The sequence below is a fragment of the Lacticaseibacillus huelsenbergensis genome (assembly GCF_029726355.1).
Lineage (GTDB): Bacteria > Bacillota > Bacilli > Lactobacillales > Lactobacillaceae > Lacticaseibacillus > Lacticaseibacillus casei.
Genome location: NZ_CP120687.1, coordinates 2,204,020 through 2,223,090 on the forward strand (window position 1 = coordinate 2,204,020; position 19,071 = coordinate 2,223,090).

The window sequence follows — 19,071 nt, forward strand, 5'->3', positions numbered from 1 at the left end:
GGCAAAAATTTGAAACGATTATTTGAAATTGATCCTTGGCTGGTTGCCACGCATCATTTAGATAAGATTGATCGGCGGTTGCAGGAAAGTATCACGGCCGTTGGTAATGGCTATATGGGCCTCCGGGGTAACTTTGAGGAGGGCTATAGTGGCGATTCACTTCAAGGCACTTACTTAGGCGGTGTCTGGTTTCCGGATAAAACCCGGGTCGGTTGGTGGAAAATCGGCTATCCTGAATATTTTGGCAAGGTGATTAATGCACCGAGTTTTCTGGGGATCGGAATTACGGTCAATGGCGAGCAGGTGGATCTAGCAACGAGTCGGTACCGGGATTTTTATCTTGCGCTGGATTTGCATCAGGGCTTGCTGACACGGCGTTTTGTCTATATTGGCGATGGTGTGGAAGTGCAGTTTGAGTTTGCCCGCTTTCTAAGCCAAACCATTAAAGAAGCGGCATTTGTGAGCGTCAAGGCCACGGTGCTGCGTGGTCATGCCGCGATGACGTTTGATGCATCTTTGGATGGTCAGGTCACCAACGAAGACAGTAATTATGATGAGCGCTTTTGGGTGCCATTGCATGAAGATGCGGCAGCCAAAAGTATTCAGCTGCAAACTAAACCTAATCCTTATGGGGTACCGCAGTTTACTGTTTTGCTCAAGCAACAGTTGCGCGTGAATGATCAGCCAGTGAATGGTCAGGTCGCCACAACAAGCGGTCAATTACATGAGCAGGTGACGGTGCAGTTAGCGGAAGGCCAGAGCTATCAACTGGAAAAAGACGCGATTGTGGTTACCAGCCGTGATGTTGCACCGGCGGCCCAAGCAACGGCGGCGGCTCAGCTGATGAAGCAAGTAACCGCCCAAAGCTTTGCAGCGCATTTGGCCGCGCACACTGCCCGCTGGGACCAGCGCTGGGCTAAAAGTGATGTCGTGATCGAAGGCGATCCAGCCGCCCAACAAGGCATACGGTTTAATATTGCCCAGCTGTTTATGACTTATTACGGCGAAGACAAGCGGCTTAATATCGGGCCAAAGGGATTTACTGGCGAGAAATACGGTGGGGCGACGTATTGGGACACGGAGGCATTTATCGTGCCAATGTATTTGGCTGTGACCCCGTCGGAAGTGACGCGGGCATTGTTGCAATATCGGCATGATCAGTTGCCGGGGGCTTTTCACAATGCTCGGCAACAAGGCTTAGCTGGCGTACTCTATCCAATGGTCACGTTTAACGGCATTGAATGTCATAACGAATGGGAAATTACGTTTGAAGAGATTCACCGCAACGCTGCCATTGCATTTGCCATTTATCAATACACGGCTTATACCGGCGATGAGAGTTATGTGAAGCATGACGGCCTGGAAGTATTGGTGGGGATTGCACGCTTTTGGGCGGATCGAGTTCATTTTAGCCAGCGCACCCAGCAATACATGATCCATGGCGTGACCGGTCCCAACGAGTATGAAAATAACGTGAATAACAACTGGTACACCAATACCATGGCCGTGTGGGAGTTGCAGTATACCCTAGAACGATTGGCAAAAGGCGATGCCGATATTGTGGCTGCACTTGCCGTGACTGATCAGGAAAAGCAGCATTGGCAGGCGATTATCGACCATATGTATTATCCGACCGATGACCAATTGGGTATTTTTGTGCAACAGGATGACTTTCTGGATAAGGATTTGCGGCCTGCCAGCACGATTCCGGCAGATCAGCGGCCGATTAACCAGCATTGGTCATGGGATCGCATTTTGCGCTCACCGTTCATCAAACAGGCCGATGTGTTACAAGGCTTGTATTTCCTGAATGATCGTTTTACCAAGGCGGAAAAAGAACGCAACTTTGACTTTTACGAGCCGCTCACGGTTCACGAAAGTTCGCTGAGTCCTTCCATTCATGCAGTGTTGGCAGCTGAACTCGGCAAAATCGATAAGGCAACTGAACTTTACGCCCGCACTGCTCGCTTGGATCTGGATGATTACAATCACGATACGCAAGACGGCCTGCACATCACGTCCATGAGCGGCAGCTGGCTGGCGATCGTGCAGGGCTTCGCGGGCATGCGCTACGATCATGATCAGTTGCGGTTCCACCCCCAGTTGCCGAAAAATTGGCGCCGATATCAGTTCAAACTCAACTATCGCGGGCGCTTATTAGCCGTTGATGTCGGGCAAAAGGTCACTGTCTCACTACTGGCCGGACCGTCATTGGATATTACTATTGATGGCAAAACGGTGCACTTGGAAGTGGAGGATGGCCATGCTTAAAGGCTTTATTTTTGATTTGGACGGTGTTTTAACCGACACGGCAAAGTACCACTTAGCGGCGTGGCATGAGTTGGCTGAGCGGCTGGGCATTCACTTGCCGCCTGAAGCCGATGCGGCGTTACGCGGCCGCGCGCGCATGGACTCGCTTGAACTGATTTTGCGGTACGGCCATCAGGAACGGAATTATGATGAGGCGCAAAAGGTGGCGTTGGCGGAGGAGAAAAACCTGCGCTACCGGGCATTAGTTGCGTCCATTACGTCCGCGGATATCCTACCGGGGATCCCGTTGTTACTGGAAAAGGCCAAGCAACACCGCTTGAAAATGGCAATTGCTTCGGCATCTAAAAACGCCCCAATGATTTTGCAGCGACTGGGCTTAGCTTCACAGTTCGATGCCATTGTTGACCCGAGCAGCCTTCACCGTGGCAAACCCGACCCGGAAATTTATATCAAAGCCCAGCAGTTGTTGCAGTTGCAAGCCGCTGAGGTCATCAGTTTTGAAGACGCGCCGATCGGCATTGCAGCGATCAAAGCGGCTGGCCAATTTGCGGTGGGCATTGGGGATGCGGACAAGTTAGCCGCGGCCGACTATCGCGTGTCAACGACGGATCAGCTGGATTATGATCGCATTGTGGCGGCGTTTGAACGGCGGTAATGAGCGTAATAAGAGCTTTATTGAAAGGATCGGTCAGTGACTGGTTCTTTTTTAATTTGGCATTAGTGGGTTACTGGTTTAAATGCTGCGGGGATCATTAAATGGTTTATGTTTGAAGTCAAAAACTTTTGACATCTATTTTGAGTGGTATATAATCGTAATGTAAAAAGTATTTGACATTAAGGGGTGGCTTCCTTGAGAAAAATGGATGAAATGGAGCGCAAGTTTGCTGATCGCTCGATTAGAATTGCTTACCTAATGATGTTTTTAATGCTGTGGTCTAGTGGAACCTATGAACTAATTCGAACCGGACAGACGAACTTTGATTTCTTTGTGGTCAATGTTGCTATGGTTGTTCAAATTGCCAGTTATGAATGGTTCAAGCATCATGCTGATCAAACAGATAAAGAACCAGGCCGGGTTTTTTATCTGACAATTGCACTAGTGGCGATCATCCTCACGCTTGGATTGCTCTCTTTGATGTTCCATGGAAAATAAAATCCGCACCCTCCGAACCCGGCAAAATCTGACTCAGCAGGAACTGGCCGATGCTGTTAACGTCACACGCCAAACCATTAACGCTATTGAAAACAATAAGTATGACCCGACACTTTCCTTAGCCTTTGCTTTAGCCAAGCAGCTACAGACGACAGTGGATGAACTGTTCCGGCATTAAAAAAGCAGGTTGCAAAGTGTTTGCTTTGCAGCCTGTTTTTTGCTAACTATTCTTCTTCAGTTAAAGGATCGAAATCGTAATACAAATCTTTTTCTGGCAATAGAACATCGGCATTTGTCTGGGCATCAATCGCGTCAGCCTCGCGTTCGGGATGGAAGCTATGCCACGGCACGACGACACGCGGGTTGACTTCTTTGACTAGTTCAATCAAATCTTCCCGAGCGGCGTGGCCTGAGGCATTCATGAACACTAATGGAATCTGGTGATCAGCCAACCAATCTTTTAACTGAGCGAAACGCGGATCATAGTCGCCCAGCGGTTCACCGTTGCTGTGAACGTACGCGCTGATCGGTAAGTTTGCTAGTGAGGCCAGATTTGCAAAGCTGTTTTGAAGAACGTAGCGTTGCGGTTGCTGGGCAATGTCAGTCAGCTGGATCGTTTGGCCGAGAATGGCATCGGGCTGCGTACCGGTCATAGATGTCAAAATAGCCGCTTCATTAGGCTCCCAAACCATTTGCCGACCATTGACATGAGCCGAAACTTGAAATGCCTCTAAGCGCTCGTAATTGCGATTGTAAGGGTTGATGACCACGAGCTGTGAGCTATCCGCCAATAATTGCTGAAACTTGGTCTGCAGGCTCATTTCCGTCAATGGCACACTGGGATGATCCTGATCTTCAACGGGAATCGGGGTGTCAAACGAAAAACTAGTGCCTTCCAGCATCAAAAGACTCACTTTTTCTTCCTTAAACCGTTTGGCCCATGCGTGAACCCGATCAGCATGCGGGCCGTTGAGCCGGACATCGCCTGAGTGCGCAAAACGGCGCGAACCGTCATCGACCAGCAACGCCATGACACCCGGCTCGTCGTGATCACTGTGAAACCCAGTGACCGTCAGATCGCCAACGGCAAGCGGGGTTTCAAAAGCGAGAGGATGTAGGTTAGCGACCGGTTTTTCGATACCCAACTGAATGAGCAGTCGATAGAGGCGGTAGGACGGTTCCGAAAGATAAATCGGGATATCCTTTTGCAAGTACTGCAAAGCGCCCATGTGGTCAATATGCAGATGGGAGATAAAAATTGCTTCGTCGGAAAAATGATCAGGTTGATTGAAAAAGAGTTCCGGCACATGCGGCAGTTTTCCCTGCTCGAGGGCCGAAGCTACAGTTTCCTGGCTTAAATCAGCCGCAACCCCAAAGTCCATGATGACCCGGCTGGTTTTAGTGGCAAACTCGACAATATTTCCGCCAATGGTATTTAACCCATTTAAAAAGCGAATTGTAGTCACGTGATTTCCTCCAATGTCTCGTCAATATTTTTGAGAACATTAAATCGTACTCCGCGGATGTTTGAAAAGCAAATAAAGAATTTCATTTGAGCAATCATAGCGGCCAGGTATCGCTTGAAACAAATCGACCCCAGAGACGCGGTGCATCTCTGGGGTCGATCATGTCTGGCGCTATTTAAAACAATGCTTAGCTTCAATCATCTACGCGAATGATTGAGCTGCTTTACTTGTTTGTCTTGATAATGGTTTCAGCTTGGCCTTGCAAGGTCTTTAATGCCTGTTCCGGTTTTTCGTGTTTCGTCAGCATAGCATCGACCGCGTTCAGAAGATCGTTACGATATTCCGAGAAGCCGATAAATGCCGTGGACTGGAAACCAAAGCCGAGGGAATCAACGGCAGCCTTACTGGTTTCGTTTTCATTCAGATATTTCTTGAAGTCAGCTGATTGAACCGCGGACTTACGCAGTGGAACATAACCGGTCAGCTGGGCCCACTTGGAAGTTTCCTTTTCAGATAGCAGGAACTTCATGAATGCCCATGCGCCTTTTTGCTGGTCGGTTGAAGCGGACTTGAAGAGGACAATATCGTTACCGGCGAGTTCGGTCGCTTTCTTGCCTTTGTAACTTGGCAGCGGCATGGTGCCCCACTTGAAGTCTTTAGGTGCATTTTGCTTCATGTTCGTGATCCCGGCACTTGAACCGGCATAGAAGAGGGTCTTGCCGGAAGTGAAGTTCTTGTCGCCGTAAATATCTTCACCGGCAGTTTTGGCTTCACCATTGTTGACCATGTCCATGATGAAGTTGGCTGCGGTGATGGTCTTCTTGCTGTCCAAGTTGGCTTTCAATGGCTTGGCTGAAATGAGCGGATTGCCGGCTTGACGGGCTAAGCCTTCAAATTCCATATCGAAACTCTTGTCAAAACCAATCGCGGCAACGCCATCAGCCTTCAGCTTGTCGGCATCTTTCTTGATGTCTTCCCAACTCTTAGGCTTGTCGATGTTGTACTTCTTCATCAGGGCTTCATTATAGAAAAGGATTCGGGTTGATTTGGAGAAAGGTACACTGTAGTACTTGCCTTGATACTTCGAGCTTGACAGGAAGGCTGGATAAATATCCTTCAAGTCGCTGGCACTCATCTTGTTGTCACCCTTCAGCATGTACTGATCGAGTGGGGTGATAAAACCGTTTTTAACGTAATCAGGAACGGTGGTGTAGGTGGTCTGCGCAATGGTTGGCAGGTTGCGTGACTTAGCCGCAGCCATAATCTTTTGCTGCAGGGCCGTGTAGTTACCTTGGGCGGTTCCGACTACCTTGTATTGCTTTTGACTCTTGTTGAAATCGGTAATGATTTGGTTGATGGCTTTTTGGTAAGGGCCGTTCATGCCATGCCAGAAGGTGATGGTGACACGTTTGCCTGAATCGCTCTTAGTTGTGGAACTGGATTTGCTGCTGCTGTTGCTACCACACGCGGTTAAGACAGCAACCAGTGTGATCGTCAGCATTGCAAGTAAGACTCGTTTTACCCAATTTTGCTTTTTCATTTTGATAGATTATCCTTTCAATCCAGCTTTAGAAATCCCAGCAATAATGTACTTCTGCAAGAAGATATACAAAATGACCATTGGAATGATGACGAAAGTAGAAGCCGCCATCAAAAGTTGATATTGTGTGCCGGCATCGGTCGTAAAGGCCTGCAAGCCGACTGGCAGGGTTCGCATCTTATCGGAGTTGGTGACGATCAACGGCCACATGAAGGCGTTCCATGAACCGATGACTTGAAGGACGGTCACCGCCGTGATGGTGGACTTGCTCATTGGTACGAGCACCTGCCATAGATATTTCCAGTCCGAGGCGCCGTCGATTTTGGCAGCGTAATAAATCTGATCCGGGGTGGACTGGAATGTTTGACGTAAGGTGAAAACCGTAAAGAAACTGGCCAACCATGGTAGAATCAACGCGCCGTAGTGGTCGATTTGCCCTAAATGCGACAAGGTCACAAAGTTAGGGATGATCAGCATTTCCCCAGGAATCATCATCGTTCCCAAAAAGATGATGAATAAAATGTTTTTGCCGTAAAACTTCAGCCGTGCGAAGGCAAATGCGGCAAGAATACTGGTGAAAAGCTGGCCGACCGTGGTGACGACCGTGACAATAATACTGTTAATAAAGTACTGACCAAACGGTGCTTCATTCCATGCCTTGACGTAATTGCCCCACTGGAGGGACTTGGGAATCCAGATCGGTGGTACCGCAATGGTTTCTGGTGCTGTTTTCAATGACGTCGAGATCATCCATAGGAAGGGAATCAGCATGGTGATGGCCCCTAAAATAACGATCAGATAGAGTAAAACCTTACTGAGCTTTTTAGCCATTTTTTGCTTCCCCCCTTAATAGTGAACGTGCTTGCGCGAATACCACAACTGCACGAGTGTCACGAGCAAGATGAGGAAGAAAAGCACAACGCCTGATGCCGCGGCGATCGGATACTTATACTCGGTGTAAAACTTCTGGTACAAGTAATACACAATCGTCAAATCGGCCTTACCCGGTCCCGGTGTTCCTTGGAACAAGGCAAAGATTTCATCGAAGACTTTAAAGCTACCGATAATCCCATTGACCGAAACCAGGAAGGTAATCGGCGAAAGCATCGGAATGGTGATGTTCCAGAATCGTTGACGAGCATTCGCACCGTCGATTTCCGCCGCTTCATAGTAGCCATGATCAATGTTGTTCAAGCCAACCAGGAAGAGAATGATGTTAAAACCAAGACTTTTCCAAATACTCATAATGATCAGCGCCAGCAAGGCATAGTGCGGGTCGGTCAGCCAGTTAATCGGATGAACACCAAACCAACTCAAGAAGTAATTGACCAGGCCGTAATTGCCATGAAACATCCAGTTCCAGACCATGGCAATGGCGACGGTACTGGTCACGAACGGCAAGAAGTAGACAGTTCGGAAAAAGCCGGAAATGATCTTGACCTGATTCAGCAGCAACGCAATGATCAGGGATAGAATCACCGTTATCGGCACCACGCCGACCACAAAGACCAACGTATTCCGCACGGCAAGGTGAAAGTCAGGATCATTCCAGAGATAGACGAAATTGTCGAATCCCCAGCCGCTCACCTTATCCGTGTAAAAGTCATACTTGGTGTAAAGGCTCATTAAAAAAGAATTGATGATCGGCCAGATGTTAAAGGTAATGGTAATGACGAGCATCGGCAGCAAATACAACGCTGCCTTTGCTGTCGATTTTAAGCTGGCTTTTTCATTTAGCATGACTTTCACCACCAAAAATCAAGGCGCCAGACTGATCAAAGAGAAAGAATCCTGATTTGGTGAGATAAAAATCCAACTCCGGTTGACTACCGGAAACACCGGCCATTTCGGTCGACAAGAGATGTTCACCGTTGTAAGTAATATTGGCGGTGGCTTCCCGGCCATATTTAGAACTTTGGGTAATCTTGCCATGGAGTTTGGCCAACACATTCTCACCGGCATCGTAAGGGATGAGTGCTTCACTGCGAATGCCGGCGGTTTCGGCTTGCTTCAAAATATCTTCCGGAACGGCTCCTGCAAGATCGGCAGCTAAGGCCTGTGCCGGAATGGTGTTAATGACAGGTTCGCCGATAAACTTAGCTACAAACAGGTTATTAGGCTGATCGTAGAGTGTCTGCGGTGAACTGAACTGCTGAATCGACCCATTGGCCAGAACCATGATATTGTCGGAAATATGCAAGGCTTCATCCTGGTCATGGGTGACGAAGATGGTCGTAACGCCGGTTTCGCGCTGAATTCGGCGAATCTCTTCCCGCATCTCGATTCGCAGCCGCGCATCAAGATTGGAGAGCGGTTCATCCAGCAACAATAGGCTTGGTGATTTGGCCAGCGCCCGCGCAATAGCGACACGCTGCTGTTGGCCGCCAGACAAGGCACCCGGTTTCTTGTCAAGCTGGTCTTCGACATGGACCAACTTGGCAAGATCCTTAGCTTTAGCGTGGCGCTCGGCCTTGCTGACTTTAGCCATTTTCAGCGGAAAGGCGATATTGTCTAACACTGACAAGTGCGGATACAGACTGTAGTTCTGAAATACCATGCCGACTTTACGGGCTAAGGCATCTTTTTTGGTCACATCGGTGTCACCAAAAAAGATTTGCCCAGCAGTAGGGGACAACAACCCTGAAATCAAATTCAACGTTGTGGTTTTACCGCCGCCGGAAGGACCCAGCAGGGAAACCAGCGTGCCGTCGGGAATGGTAAAATTCAGATCCTTCAGGGTATCTGTCTTGCCATCGTAGGACATCGTGACGTCCTTGAAAGTAACTTTCAACCCAGTACGCTCCTTCAAATAGTTTTCTGCTCCTCACCTCCGTTCGTCGGTCCCGCATGGTTTGCCAAACAGGGTCGCGCCAAAAAGAAAATTTGGAACAAGATATTGCGTCGTAGCTATACCACTTGACTACATCTAGTAGGCAGCAACTCAACACAACTCTTCACATATTTTAACCCAGAACGGCGGAAAATTGGACTTATTCGCTTAAAAACATTCGATTAATGATCCGGAAGCGGTAACACGCGAACGTTCGCTTTTTTTGCTATAATAAACAACAAGAAAAAGGAGCGATTTTTGTGATCATACGTCCAAGTAAACCTGCGGATGCCGCTCAGGTGGCACCGCTGATTGATATTGTTTTTACCGAAATGGAAATTCCGCAACTGATGCGCGTGCCGAAGAAGACGCTTTATGCAGTATTGCAACAGGCATTTCTTCTGCCGACTTATCGCTACGGCTATCCCCAGATGCTCGTGGCCGATCAAAATGGCAAAATTGAAGGCATCGCAGTCGGATATCTGCACGAACAGGAGGCACACATTGATGACGCCTTGCAACCGTTATTGCCAAAGCTGGGCTTAACGCCACAATCCTTGCTGTTTACGGATACCGAAACTTACCCGGGAGAATGGTATCTGGACACACTGGCAGTGGCGCCAAGTGCTCAAGGCCATGGCATCGGCACAAAATTGCTGCAAGCCGTTGACCCGGTTGCCCGCTCACGCAAAGCAGATGTTGTTAGTTTGAATGTCGACCAGCAAAATCCGCGCGCCAAGAAACTTTATGAACGCAATGGCTTTGTTAAAAACGGTGAACTCATGATCGGCAGTCACCGTTATGATCATATGGTTCGGCCAGTGGGTGAGTAGCGGCTGAGATTTGCGGCAGAGACACAATGCACTAAACAAATAGACATCAGAGATGCATTTTCTTCTCTCTGATGCCTATTTGTTTGAGAAACTTTTCTAAACCAGACGCTAATCCGGAAAGTCTAGGCCATACTCGTAACGTTTGAGCGGATCGGCCACGCCGACGTGGCGGAAGCGATCGAGGATGGCGGCTAGCAAAATGGCGGCTGGAATGTCACGATTGTTAGGAATGGTTAGCTTGACGATCGCCGGGGCAACTTCTTCAGCACTGAAAATCGTTTTAACGCCGTGGAAGACCTGGTAATGGTTATTTAAGAGATTCCCCATAGCCACCCAGTTGAGTTTTGAAATAAAAATAAATTGATGCCAGACGCCGAACATTTTTTTGACGCTGGCAACATTCCGGTTGGCGATGTACAGATCATATCGCGGGAAAACACTAACCGTTTTCTGCCGGATCGAACCTAACGGGTTGCCACTGAGCGTATTCAAATCGAAACCACCGTTAATGAGACCGTGACGGGCGGTCAGAATGTAGGCAGGCTTACCATTGTCGGTTTTGACCACACTAAGACTGCCGGTACTCAATGCATTGATGTCAAGATATAACGCCATTTGCTAACCTCCCTTGAAGGTTTGCATGATGTGGTTCAGTTGTCAATCCTAGAAACGCGCGTTAGTTGCTTCCGCTTTATTGATCCGAATGGCTTTGCGAATCGCCTCGGCAACGCCATTTTCGCCATTGGTGCCGGTTGTACCCCAGGCTAAGTCGGTGATTTCAGGGATCGCGTTGCCCATGGCGATGCCGTATTTGGCCATTTTGATCATGCTGGCATCATTCAGATTATCACCGATGGCCATGACCTCATCCATTGTGATGCCTTTTTGTTTGGCATAAGCTTCAACCGCATAACCTTTCTGCGCCTTAATATTGTTGACTTCAATATTGTTAACGGAACTGGATGTGACACTTAATTTGCCGGTCGCTTTAAATACTTTAGCCGGAGCCTTTAAAATGTCAGGAGTTTCGCCGGTGTAAGCGATGATTTTCATAATCTTAATCGTCGGATCGTCCAGTAATTTTTGATAGTCATCCACATAATTAATATTCATGATTTCCAACCGGGCAGCCGCCAAAGCAACGGCGAGCTTGTAAGTGGTATCAGGGTTGAGATCGACTAGCAAGTCTGCCACGTTCTGAATGCGCTTAACCCGACTGTCGGAAAAGACGCCTTTGTTAGTTGTGATTTCAAAGTAGATGTCGGCTGCTTGTAAAGTATCGATAACGTACTGGCTTAAATCATCGGCGATAGGGATGGTGACAACCGGTTTGCCGGCCTCGTCAAAAACCATGGCGCCGTTTAACGTGATGAACGCGGGCTTTAGCTGCTGTGCCGCCAATAATGGCTTGGCTTCGGTAACACCGCGCCCGGTGGCAACCATGAACTCGATACCAGCGGCTTGCGCTTCACGAATGGCCTTGGCATTTTCGTCTGAGACTTCCATTTTGTCATTCAAAAGCGTGCCATCCATGTCTGATGCAATAAGTTTGATCATATTACTGTCCCCTCCGGTTTGTCATGGTGCGATTACGTCCTTAATTTTAGCATGAAAAGCGGTTACCCGGTAGCAAACGCGCAGGGATTCTTGTACACTATTTGCGGAGGTGCAGCTTTTGAAAACATTAATACATAATGATTGGCAGACGGTGCTGGAACCGATTTTTGAAAGTCCCGAGTATGCCCGGCTGCATGAGTTCTTAAAGGAAGAATACACGACCAAAACGATTTATCCGGAAATGCATCACATTTTTCAGGCATTTGAATGGACGCCGTTTCATGACGTCAAAGTGGTCATTTTGGGACAGGATCCGTACCATAATCCGCATCAGGCGGTGGGGGCGAGTTTTGCCGTGGCGCCTGGTGTGGCATTGCCGCCGTCGTTGCAAAATATTTATAAAGAATTACAAAGCGATTTAGGCTATCCGCCGGTACATCACGGGTATCTGAAGGCATGGGCCGATCAAGGGGTCTTGTTGCTGAATGCGGTCTTGACCGTGCAGGCAGGCCGGGCTTATTCCCACCAGAATCATGGTTGGGAGGAGCTGACCGATGCAGCAATTGCGGCTTTATCTGCGCGTGGCGGGGTTGTGTTTATTTTGTGGGGCAATGCTGCCAAGAAGAAAGCTGCGTTGATTGATACCAGCAAAAATGCGATCATTGCCTCTGCCCATCCCAGTCCGTTGTCGGCATCTCGCGGCTTTTTCGGCAGCCGACCATTTTCCCGTACCAATGAAGCATTGAAGAAAATGGGCGAAACGCCGATTAATTGGCAACTGCCAGAAACCGTGACTGCGGCGAGTTAATCAAGTCACGTAAAGTGTTTTTCCATTGTCTTCCGCTGGTCACGACCCGATAAAAACGGTATGATGTTAAGGAATAAAGCGCTTTTATGGAGGGATAAGATTTGGATTTATTTGAAAGCTTAAAAGACAAGATTAACGACAAGCATTTGCGCATTGTATTTCCGGAAGGCGAGGATCCGCGTGTTCTAGGAGCCGCGGTACGACTGACCGCCGATGGATTGGTGCAGGCGATTGTACTGGGTAACCCTGAGAAAATTCATAACCTGGCAACCGAAAAAAGCTGGGATTTAAGCAAGTTGACGGTTCGCGATCCTGAGCATGATGATCTTCACGCCAAGATGGTGACCGCGTTCGTTGAGCGGCGTAAAGGCAAAGCAACTCCGGAACAGGCGGAAAAGATTGTTCAGGATGCCAATTATTTTGGCACCATGCTCGTTTACATGAAAGAAGCAGACGGCATGGTTTCCGGTGCGGTGCATTCAACGGCTGATACCGTGCGGCCGGCCTTGCAAATCATCAAGACCCGTCCCGGCGTTCATCTTGTTAGCGGCGCGTTTATCATGCAGCGTGGCCGGGATGAACGGTACTTATTTGCGGACAATGCGATTAATATCGATCCGGATGCCGATCAACTGGCAGAAATTGCGGTTGAATCAGCGAAAACCGCTGCTTTGTTCGACATTGATCCGCCACGCGTTGCCTTGCTGTCATTTTCCACTAAGGGAAGTGCCAAAGGGCCACAAGTGGACAAAGTGGTGGCCGCAACCCAGAAAGCTCACGAGCTGGCACCGGATTTGGCATTGGATGGTGAGTTGCAGTTTGACGCGGCGTTTGTCCCGACCGTTGCTAAGCAAAAGGCGCCGGAGTCCAAAGTTGCCGGTGAAGCCAATGTCTTTATTTTCCCGGAATTGCAATCCGGCAACATTGGCTACAAAATTGCCCAGCGGTTTGGCGGCTTTGAAGCCATCGGCCCGATTCTGCAAGGCTTGAATCAGCCGGTTTCCGACCTCAGTCGTGGCGCTAACGAAGAAGACGTCTACAAGTTGGCCATTATTACAGCGGCCCAGACCTTGCTATGACAAGCTTGAAAAAAGATTTTACCAGCGAAGCCGAACTACAGGCATTCGCCGCTTCGCTAGGTCCGCATTTACAGGCAGGGGATGTCCTTCTCTTAGATGGTGATCTTGGTGCTGGCAAAACCAGCTTTACCAAAGGCTTGGCTAAGGGACTGGGTATTACGGATTATGTCAAAAGCCCGACGTTTACGATTATTCGCGAATATCGTCACGGTCGGCTGCCACTGTATCACATGGATCTTTATCGCTTGGAAGACGGTGGTGCCGAGGACCTCGGACTTGAAGAATACTTTGAAGGCGACGGTGTCTCGGTCGTTGAATGGCCGGATTTTCTAGGCGCAAGCGAACCCGAAGCCGATTTGCTGGTGCACTTTCAAAAAGATGAGCAGTCGGATACAACCCGTCATCTTGAATTTGTTCCCCAGGGTAAGCGTTATGAAACATTACTTCAAAGCTTAAAATAAGTTCGGCGACATCGATTTTTATTTCAATTTCAACTAAAATAGCACTGAGACCGGTGGTGGCTCCAGTGCTATTTTTAGTGTGATAGGTTAATCATTGCCCGTGATAGTTAAAAATTATATTTTGATAAGCAAAGTATACATGCTACACTGTTAGCAATGTGGCGTGTGACATGGATTAAGAAAGTAGGTGTGCCATGTTAGCAGTTAAAGATCTCGTCAAGACTTTTGGCACCATGACGGCGGTTGATGATGTGAGTTTTACCGTCAAGCCTGGCGAAATTATGGGACTGATTGGCCAAAACGGGGCCGGTAAAACAACGACGTTCCGAATGATTTTGAATTTTTTGACCCCAGACGCCGGAACGATTACCTGGAATGACCATCCGTTAACGGCCAAGGATTATGACATCATCGGCTATTTGCCTGAAGAACGCGGTTTATACCCGAAGATGCGCGTGCAGGATCAGATTATTTATTTTGCCCGATTGCGCGGGATGAAGACGGCGGATGTGAAAGCCCGGATTCCCGAATGGCTGGAACGTTTTCAGGTGAAAGGCAAGGCAACCGATAAAATCAAGGACCTGAGCAAAGGTAACCAGCAAAAAGTGCAAGTGATTGCGACCATGATTCATATGCCTAAACTGGTGATCCTCGATGAGCCTTTCTCTGGGCTCGATCCGGTCAATGCAGGCTTGCTAATGGTTGGGATTGAGATGTTAAAAGACAATGGTGCGGCGATTATTTATTCCAGCCACGATATGGCCAATGTCGAAGCCATCTCGGATCATTTGGTGATGTTGAAACAAGGAAAGATGGTCTTAAACGGCGCTGTTGGTGACATCCGCGAAAGCTTTGGCCGGACGAAGCTCTTCATTGAATCCGGTTTAACCCGAGATGATTTGCAAGCCTTTGACGGCGTGACGAACATTCGTCAACATGGTCAGGAATTTGAATTGACGCTGGCAGATCCGGCAGTGGGCCGCCAGATTTTTGAAAAAGCGGTCGCCAATGGGTACATACCGGAATTTCGGCAACAACCACCAACGCTTGATGAGATTTTCCGCTTGAAAGTGGGTGAAACACATGCATAAATTCTGGGTCGTCATGAGTCAGGTTTACAAAAAGAATGCCAAAAGCGGTTCGTGGATCTTTTTGGTCTTATCGCCATTGCTTTTTCTGGCGATTGGATTCGGCATTGCTTTTTACATTGCCAAAACGCAGGCACCCGCCCAAGTGGCAGTCGTCAGCGATGTCAGCGCGGTCAGTCAGGCATTAAGCAAGCAAAACAACGATGATTTGCATTTTAAAGTGTACTCATCGAGTAAAAAGGCTGATGCGGCGCTGAACGATGAGAAAGTTGACGGCATTTTAACCGTCAATGCCAAAGATCAATTCCGTTCGCGCTATGTTTCGCGGGATAACGGCCAAGAGGTTGATAAAACCACTTTGGTTACGGCCCTCAGCGGCTTAAAACTTAGCAGCACCGCAGCAAGTATGCATCTCACGGCAGCGCAAGTCAGTGCACTGACGCAACCGCCAATGGTCAGCACTAAAACGGTGGCCATCGAAAACGGCAAACAGGTGACCAAGTCAAACTCAACGCAATTGATGAATCACGGGGTTGCGGTTGTGGCCATGATTTTGATCCTGATGGTGACCATGGTTTATGGCTCGATTCTTGCTCAGGAAATTGCCACGGAAAAAGGCTCGCGCATCATGGAGATTCTTTTGTCCTCGGTGAGCGCGACCACCCAATTCTTCGGTAAACTGGCCGGAATCTTCGCGTTGTTACTGACACAGCTGGCAATTTATGTGGTTGCCGGGGTGATTAGTTGGCAATTCGTCAAAAATCAGTCGTTTGTGTCCGGTGTTTTGAAACAGTTTGACTTCTCGATTCTGGTGTCTGGCACCACAGCAATGATTGTCGTCTTCTTCATCATCGGCACCTTGACCTACTCAGTACTGGCTGCACTGACCGGTTCGCTGGTTTCCAATCAGGAACAGGTCCAACAGGCGGCCATGCCGATTAGTATGCTGGGGTTGATTGGGTATTTCATTACGATTGCGGCTCAATCAAGCGATTCGGCTTTGGCACAGATTACGAGCTATGTCCCATTCCTGAATGTTTTCGTGATGCCCACCCAGATGTCACTAGGCCGCGCAAGCATGGGTGAGGCGTGGATCAGCGTCGCCATCAGCCTCGTCTTCCTCGTGCTGTTTACCATGTTTACGGTAAAAGTCTACCGGAACAATGTATTGGTTTACTCCGGTTCAGGCTTGTGGCAGTCGATGAAAACGTCCTTTAGCATCTGGAAGTCAGAGCATAGTGTTGCTAAAAAGTGATATAGCAGGATAAAGCTATCTTCTAAATCAGTTTAGTCTGGGTCATAATTCATAGCTATAATAAAAGGGTGAACATACTAGCGATAAGAGTATGTTCACCTTTTGTTTCCCCAAGGTAATTTGTTGGGTTATTTAAGATATGAGTGCCAAAGCGGAGCAATCGTAGGCCAGATGGGGCTCAGTGGTGCAATTGTACTTGCCGGGCGATCTTCCCGGCGTAGTACAAGGCCGAGCTTAGAGACTCTGCCGGTTTTGCAGAGGCTCTAAGTCGTGCCCACCACGTTCCAGCCCCGGCTGGCCGGAGATTGCGGAGTTTGGCATGGCATGAAGACCGATTGCCTAAGCTTTGCTTGGTCATCAACCAGCCTTAGCCAGTTTCATCATAACTTTCGTTCGGGCTTCGCCAAAATGTTCGTTCTCGGCAATGAGAATTCGTGCGCAGGCATAACTATCTGCCAACGCGTTGTGGTGATGTTCCAGCGGAATTTTTAACGCAGCACTGACCGTATCCAACCGATGATTCGGCAGCTTCGGTAAAAATTGCCGTGAAGTCCGAACAGTGTCGATCACCTGATAGCGCGGCGCAGCGATGCCATACCGGTCAAGTGTCAGGCGCAACACCGACACATCAAACGGGGCATTGTGAGCCGTGACGATGCGACCCGGAGTATAAAACATCTGGATATGTGGCCAAACCTGATCAAACGTCGGCTGGTTCTGAACCATATCCGGTGTGATCCCGTGAATGCGAATATTTTGCGGATCAAAGCGCATCTGCGGGTTGATGAGCGTGTAGAAACTATCAACAACCCGATTTTGCTGCACGACCACTAAGGCAAGCGAACAGGCCGAGGCCCGTTTGCGATTGGCGGTTTCAAAATCCATGGCAATAAAGTCCATTGTTTAAGGCTCCTATAGTAAATCTTGCGTGGTGAGTTCAACCGGACAGTGGTCACTGCCCATGATATCGGTAAGAATTTTGGCATCTTTGACATATGGCTGAAAGTTTGAACTGGCGACAAAGTAGTCAATGCGCCACCCGGCATTATTGGCGCGCGCGTGGAACCGATAACTCCACCAAGAATAAGTGACCGTGTCGGGATAGAGATGGCGGAAAGTGTCGATAAAGCCGCTCTTAAGCTGCTTGGTAAAATCAGCACGTTCCTCATCGGTGAACCCAGCGTTGTGGTGATTGGTCTTATCATTCTTAAGGTCGATCGGTTCATGGGCAACGTTTAAGTCCCCGCAGTAAACAAGGGGCTTTTTGGCTGCCAACTGGTTAGTATAGTCGCGAAAATCCTTATCCCACTGTTGACGATAATCGAGTCGCTTGAGCTCGCCGCCAGAGTTGGGAGTGTAAACCGTCATCAAGTAAAACTTGGGATATTCAAGCGTAATGATGCGGCCTTCCTTATCATGCTCGGGAATGCCCATCCCATAAGTCACATTGAGCGGTTTGTGTTTCGTAAAAATCGCGGTACCTGAATAACCTTTGCGTTCCGCGTAATTAAAATACTGATAGTAACCAGGAAGGTCAAGCGTCACTTGGCCTTCCTGCATTTTGGTTTCTTGAAGACAAAACCAATCAGCATCCAGTTCATTAAAAATGGTCATAAAGTCTTTTTTTAAGACGGCCCGCAAGCCATTCACGTTCCATGAAATTAATTTCAAAACGTTCACTCCTATCGCTACATTGCTCTTTTATTCTACTAGACTTTTCTAACAAACGCACGGAGAGGTCAGTGTTCACAAGCGTCAAATTCTGCTAAAATATATAAGTAGTCATTTTGAAAGGACCTGATGTTGTGGTAGATGCACCACGGATGCTTGAAGGGATCACCATCATGCATGATGAACCGTTAAGCCATTATACGTTTACAAAAACCGGTGGGCCAGCCGATTTACTGGCTTTTCCTAAAAACGTTGCCGAGGTCCGGACTCTGGTTGAATCGGTGCGGGAACAGCATTTGCCTTTAACGGTCATTGGAAACGCAAGTAATTTAATTGTGCGCGATGGCGGTATCCGTGGACTGGTCTTGATTTTGACGGCCATGAACGAGATTACGGTGACAGATAACACCGTAACGGCTCAGGCTGGCGCACGCCTCATTGACACGACCGAAGCTGCGTATCGCGCCGGATTGACCGGTCTTGAGTTCGCGGCCGGGATTCCAGGTAGTGTCGGCGGCGCACTTTTCATGAATGCTGGGGCATACGGCGGTGAAGTCTGCAATGTCATCAGCAGCGCCCATGTGTTGACGCGCGCAGGTGAATTCAAAACCTATAACCATCGCGAATTGAAGTTCTGGTATCGCCATAGTATTGTTCAGGATACCGGCGATGTTGTCTTAAGCGTTACTTTTTCCCTGAAACCCGGCGATAAACCGGCAATTCGCGCCAAAATGGACGAACTGAATGCAAGACGGGCGGCTAAACAGCCATTGGAATATCCGTCTTGCGGTTCAGTCTTTAAGCGGCCGCCGCATCATTTTGTTGGTCCGATGATTCAAAAGGCCGGACTGCAAGGCCACATTATTGGTGGTGCGCAGGTTTCAATGAAGCATGCGGGCTTTATCATCAACTTAGGCGACGCAACTGCCACTGACTATCTGGATATGATCCACCTGATTCAGAAAACGGTTAAAGCCAAATTTGGTGTCGATTTGGAAACTGAAGTCCGCATCATTGGCGAACCCTTGCAGTCATAGCCTACATTCAAAATAAAAGAAA

At 48.5% G+C, this 19,071-nt stretch carries 20 protein-coding genes; 11 read left to right on the forward strand and 9 right to left on the reverse strand.

Annotated features, from left to right (window positions below):
* Positions 1-9: 9 nt before the first annotated feature.
* The 4 genes from LHUE1_RS10165 to LHUE1_RS10180 all read left to right on the forward strand — a co-directional run bounded on the left by LHUE1_RS10165 (position 10) and on the right by LHUE1_RS10180 (position 3,602).
* The gene (locus LHUE1_RS10165) at positions 10-2,271 is read left to right on the forward strand and encodes a glycoside hydrolase family 65 protein (protein WP_049172324.1); all 2,262 of its coding nucleotides are present in this window, start codon (positions 10-12) and stop codon (positions 2,269-2,271) included.
* The gene (gene pgmB, locus LHUE1_RS10170; protein ID WP_049172326.1) at positions 2,264-2,926 is read left to right on the forward strand and encodes a beta-phosphoglucomutase; all 663 of its coding nucleotides are present in this window, start codon (positions 2,264-2,266) and stop codon (positions 2,924-2,926) included. The genes LHUE1_RS10165 and pgmB overlap by 8 nt, the downstream gene beginning before the upstream one ends.
* A gap of 195 nt (positions 2,927-3,121) precedes the next feature.
* On the forward strand, positions 3,122-3,424 hold the full coding sequence (locus LHUE1_RS10175; RefSeq protein ID WP_049172328.1) for a hypothetical protein: 303 nt from the start codon (positions 3,122-3,124) through the stop codon (positions 3,422-3,424).
* Positions 3,414-3,602 carry a helix-turn-helix transcriptional regulator gene (locus LHUE1_RS10180; RefSeq protein WP_049172330.1) on the forward strand — a complete coding sequence of 63 codons (189 nt, stop codon included), beginning with the start codon at positions 3,414-3,416 and terminating at the stop codon, positions 3,600-3,602. The genes LHUE1_RS10175 and LHUE1_RS10180 overlap by 11 nt, the downstream gene beginning before the upstream one ends.
* Before the next feature lie 46 nt (positions 3,603-3,648).
* Here the strand turns inward: LHUE1_RS10180 and LHUE1_RS10185 are convergent, their stop codons facing one another.
* From LHUE1_RS10185 to LHUE1_RS10205, 5 genes are all read right to left on the reverse strand, one after another.
* On the reverse strand, positions 3,649-4,890 hold the full coding sequence (locus LHUE1_RS10185; protein WP_217774585.1) for an MBL fold metallo-hydrolase: 1,242 nt from the start codon (positions 4,888-4,890) through the stop codon (positions 3,649-3,651).
* Positions 4,891-5,113: 223 nt separating this feature from the next.
* Positions 5,114-6,430 (reverse strand): ABC transporter substrate-binding protein, encoded by a 1,317-nt coding sequence (locus LHUE1_RS10190; RefSeq protein WP_049172334.1) that lies wholly within the window; start codon positions 6,428-6,430, stop codon positions 5,114-5,116.
* Positions 6,431-6,439: 9 nt separating this feature from the next.
* A complete protein-coding gene (locus LHUE1_RS10195) occupies positions 6,440-7,261 on the reverse strand; it encodes a carbohydrate ABC transporter permease (RefSeq protein ID WP_039638850.1) in 822 nt (273 codons plus the stop codon).
* Positions 7,262-7,276: 15 nt separating this feature from the next.
* Positions 7,277-8,170: a carbohydrate ABC transporter permease gene (locus LHUE1_RS10200; RefSeq protein ID WP_049172338.1), complete on the reverse strand. Its 894-nt coding sequence runs from the start codon at positions 8,168-8,170 to the stop codon at positions 7,277-7,279.
* Positions 8,160-9,221, reverse strand: coding sequence for an ABC transporter ATP-binding protein (locus LHUE1_RS10205; protein ID WP_010489303.1), 1,062 nt, complete (start codon positions 9,219-9,221; stop codon positions 8,160-8,162). The genes LHUE1_RS10200 and LHUE1_RS10205 overlap by 11 nt, the downstream gene beginning before the upstream one ends.
* A 299-nt stretch (positions 9,222-9,520) precedes the next feature.
* Here LHUE1_RS10205 and LHUE1_RS10210 point away from each other — a divergent pair, with 299 nt between their 5' ends.
* Positions 9,521-10,093, forward strand: coding sequence for a GNAT family N-acetyltransferase (locus LHUE1_RS10210; RefSeq protein ID WP_277848323.1), 573 nt, complete (start codon positions 9,521-9,523; stop codon positions 10,091-10,093).
* Positions 10,094-10,201: 108 nt separating this feature from the next.
* Here the strand turns inward: LHUE1_RS10210 and LHUE1_RS10215 are convergent, their stop codons facing one another.
* Together LHUE1_RS10215 and LHUE1_RS10220 are read right to left on the reverse strand one after the other, a co-directional pair.
* Positions 10,202-10,708, reverse strand: coding sequence for an LURP-one-related/scramblase family protein (locus tag LHUE1_RS10215; protein WP_010489299.1), 507 nt, complete (start codon positions 10,706-10,708; stop codon positions 10,202-10,204).
* A 48-nt stretch (positions 10,709-10,756) separates the two neighbouring features.
* A complete protein-coding gene (locus LHUE1_RS10220) occupies positions 10,757-11,650 on the reverse strand; it encodes a Cof-type HAD-IIB family hydrolase (RefSeq protein WP_049172341.1) in 894 nt (297 codons plus the stop codon).
* A gap of 118 nt (positions 11,651-11,768) precedes the next feature.
* Between LHUE1_RS10220 and LHUE1_RS10225 the strand changes: the two genes are divergently transcribed.
* From LHUE1_RS10225 to LHUE1_RS10245, 5 genes are all read left to right on the forward strand, one after another.
* Positions 11,769-12,458, forward strand: coding sequence for a uracil-DNA glycosylase (locus LHUE1_RS10225; protein WP_010489295.1), 690 nt, complete (start codon positions 11,769-11,771; stop codon positions 12,456-12,458).
* A 101-nt stretch (positions 12,459-12,559) separates the two neighbouring features.
* Positions 12,560-13,537: a phosphate acetyltransferase gene (pta, locus tag LHUE1_RS10230; protein ID WP_010489293.1), complete on the forward strand. Its 978-nt coding sequence runs from the start codon at positions 12,560-12,562 to the stop codon at positions 13,535-13,537.
* Positions 13,534-13,998 carry a tRNA (adenosine(37)-N6)-threonylcarbamoyltransferase complex ATPase subunit type 1 TsaE gene (tsaE, locus tag LHUE1_RS10235; protein WP_047105826.1) on the forward strand — a complete coding sequence of 155 codons (465 nt, stop codon included), beginning with the start codon at positions 13,534-13,536 and terminating at the stop codon, positions 13,996-13,998. The genes pta and tsaE overlap by 4 nt, the downstream gene beginning before the upstream one ends.
* Positions 13,999-14,192: 194 nt before the next feature.
* Entirely contained in the window at positions 14,193-15,089 is an 897-nt protein-coding gene (locus LHUE1_RS10240) for an ABC transporter ATP-binding protein (RefSeq protein ID WP_049172345.1), read from the forward strand.
* Positions 15,082-16,341 (forward strand): ABC transporter permease, encoded by a 1,260-nt coding sequence (locus LHUE1_RS10245; protein WP_049172348.1) that lies wholly within the window; start codon positions 15,082-15,084, stop codon positions 16,339-16,341. Before LHUE1_RS10240 ends, LHUE1_RS10245 begins: the two co-directional genes overlap by 8 nt.
* A 357-nt stretch (positions 16,342-16,698) precedes the next feature.
* On the opposite strand, the gene LHUE1_RS10250 is transcribed toward LHUE1_RS10245, so the two are convergent.
* Positions 16,699-17,241 carry a 3'-5' exonuclease gene (locus LHUE1_RS10250; protein ID WP_049169921.1) on the reverse strand — a complete coding sequence of 181 codons (543 nt, stop codon included), beginning with the start codon at positions 17,239-17,241 and terminating at the stop codon, positions 16,699-16,701.
* Positions 17,242-17,253: 12 nt separating this feature from the next.
* Positions 17,254-18,012, reverse strand: coding sequence for an exodeoxyribonuclease III (locus tag LHUE1_RS10255; RefSeq protein WP_049169924.1), 759 nt, complete (start codon positions 18,010-18,012; stop codon positions 17,254-17,256).
* A 134-nt stretch (positions 18,013-18,146) separates the two neighbouring features.
* On the opposite strand from LHUE1_RS10255, the gene murB reads away from it, so the two are divergent.
* Positions 18,147-19,049 (forward strand): UDP-N-acetylmuramate dehydrogenase, encoded by a 903-nt coding sequence (murB, locus tag LHUE1_RS10260; RefSeq protein ID WP_191978407.1) that lies wholly within the window; start codon positions 18,147-18,149, stop codon positions 19,047-19,049.
* The last annotated feature ends 22 nt before the right edge of the window (positions 19,050-19,071 follow it).

What these genes read in the sequence shown, in the direction of transcription:
- LHUE1_RS10245 (WP_049172348.1), top strand. Translation starts at nt 15,082, where the DNA reads ATGCATAAATTCTGGGTCGTCATGAGTCAGGTTTACAAAAAGAATGCC.
- pgmB (WP_049172326.1), top strand. Translation starts at nt 2,264, where the DNA reads ATGCTTAAAGGCTTTATTTTTGATTTGGACGGTGTTTTAACCGACACG.
- LHUE1_RS10215 (WP_010489299.1), bottom strand. Translation starts at nt 10,708, where the DNA reads ATGGCGTTATATCTTGACATCAATGCATTGAGTACCGGCAGTCTTAGT.
- LHUE1_RS10195 (WP_039638850.1), bottom strand. Translation starts at nt 7,261, where the DNA reads ATGGCTAAAAAGCTCAGTAAGGTTTTACTCTATCTGATCGTTATTTTA.
- LHUE1_RS10240 (WP_049172345.1), top strand. Translation starts at nt 14,193, where the DNA reads ATGTTAGCAGTTAAAGATCTCGTCAAGACTTTTGGCACCATGACGGCG.
- tsaE (WP_047105826.1), top strand. Translation starts at nt 13,534, where the DNA reads ATGACAAGCTTGAAAAAAGATTTTACCAGCGAAGCCGAACTACAGGCA.
- LHUE1_RS10250 (WP_049169921.1), bottom strand. Translation starts at nt 17,241, where the DNA reads ATGGACTTTATTGCCATGGATTTTGAAACCGCCAATCGCAAACGGGCC.
- LHUE1_RS10190 (WP_049172334.1), bottom strand. Translation starts at nt 6,430, where the DNA reads ATGAAAAAGCAAAATTGGGTAAAACGAGTCTTACTTGCAATGCTGACG.
- LHUE1_RS10180 (WP_049172330.1), top strand. Translation starts at nt 3,414, where the DNA reads ATGGAAAATAAAATCCGCACCCTCCGAACCCGGCAAAATCTGACTCAG.
- LHUE1_RS10200 (WP_049172338.1), bottom strand. Translation starts at nt 8,170, where the DNA reads ATGCTAAATGAAAAAGCCAGCTTAAAATCGACAGCAAAGGCAGCGTTG.
- LHUE1_RS10220 (WP_049172341.1), bottom strand. Translation starts at nt 11,650, where the DNA reads ATGATCAAACTTATTGCATCAGACATGGATGGCACGCTTTTGAATGAC.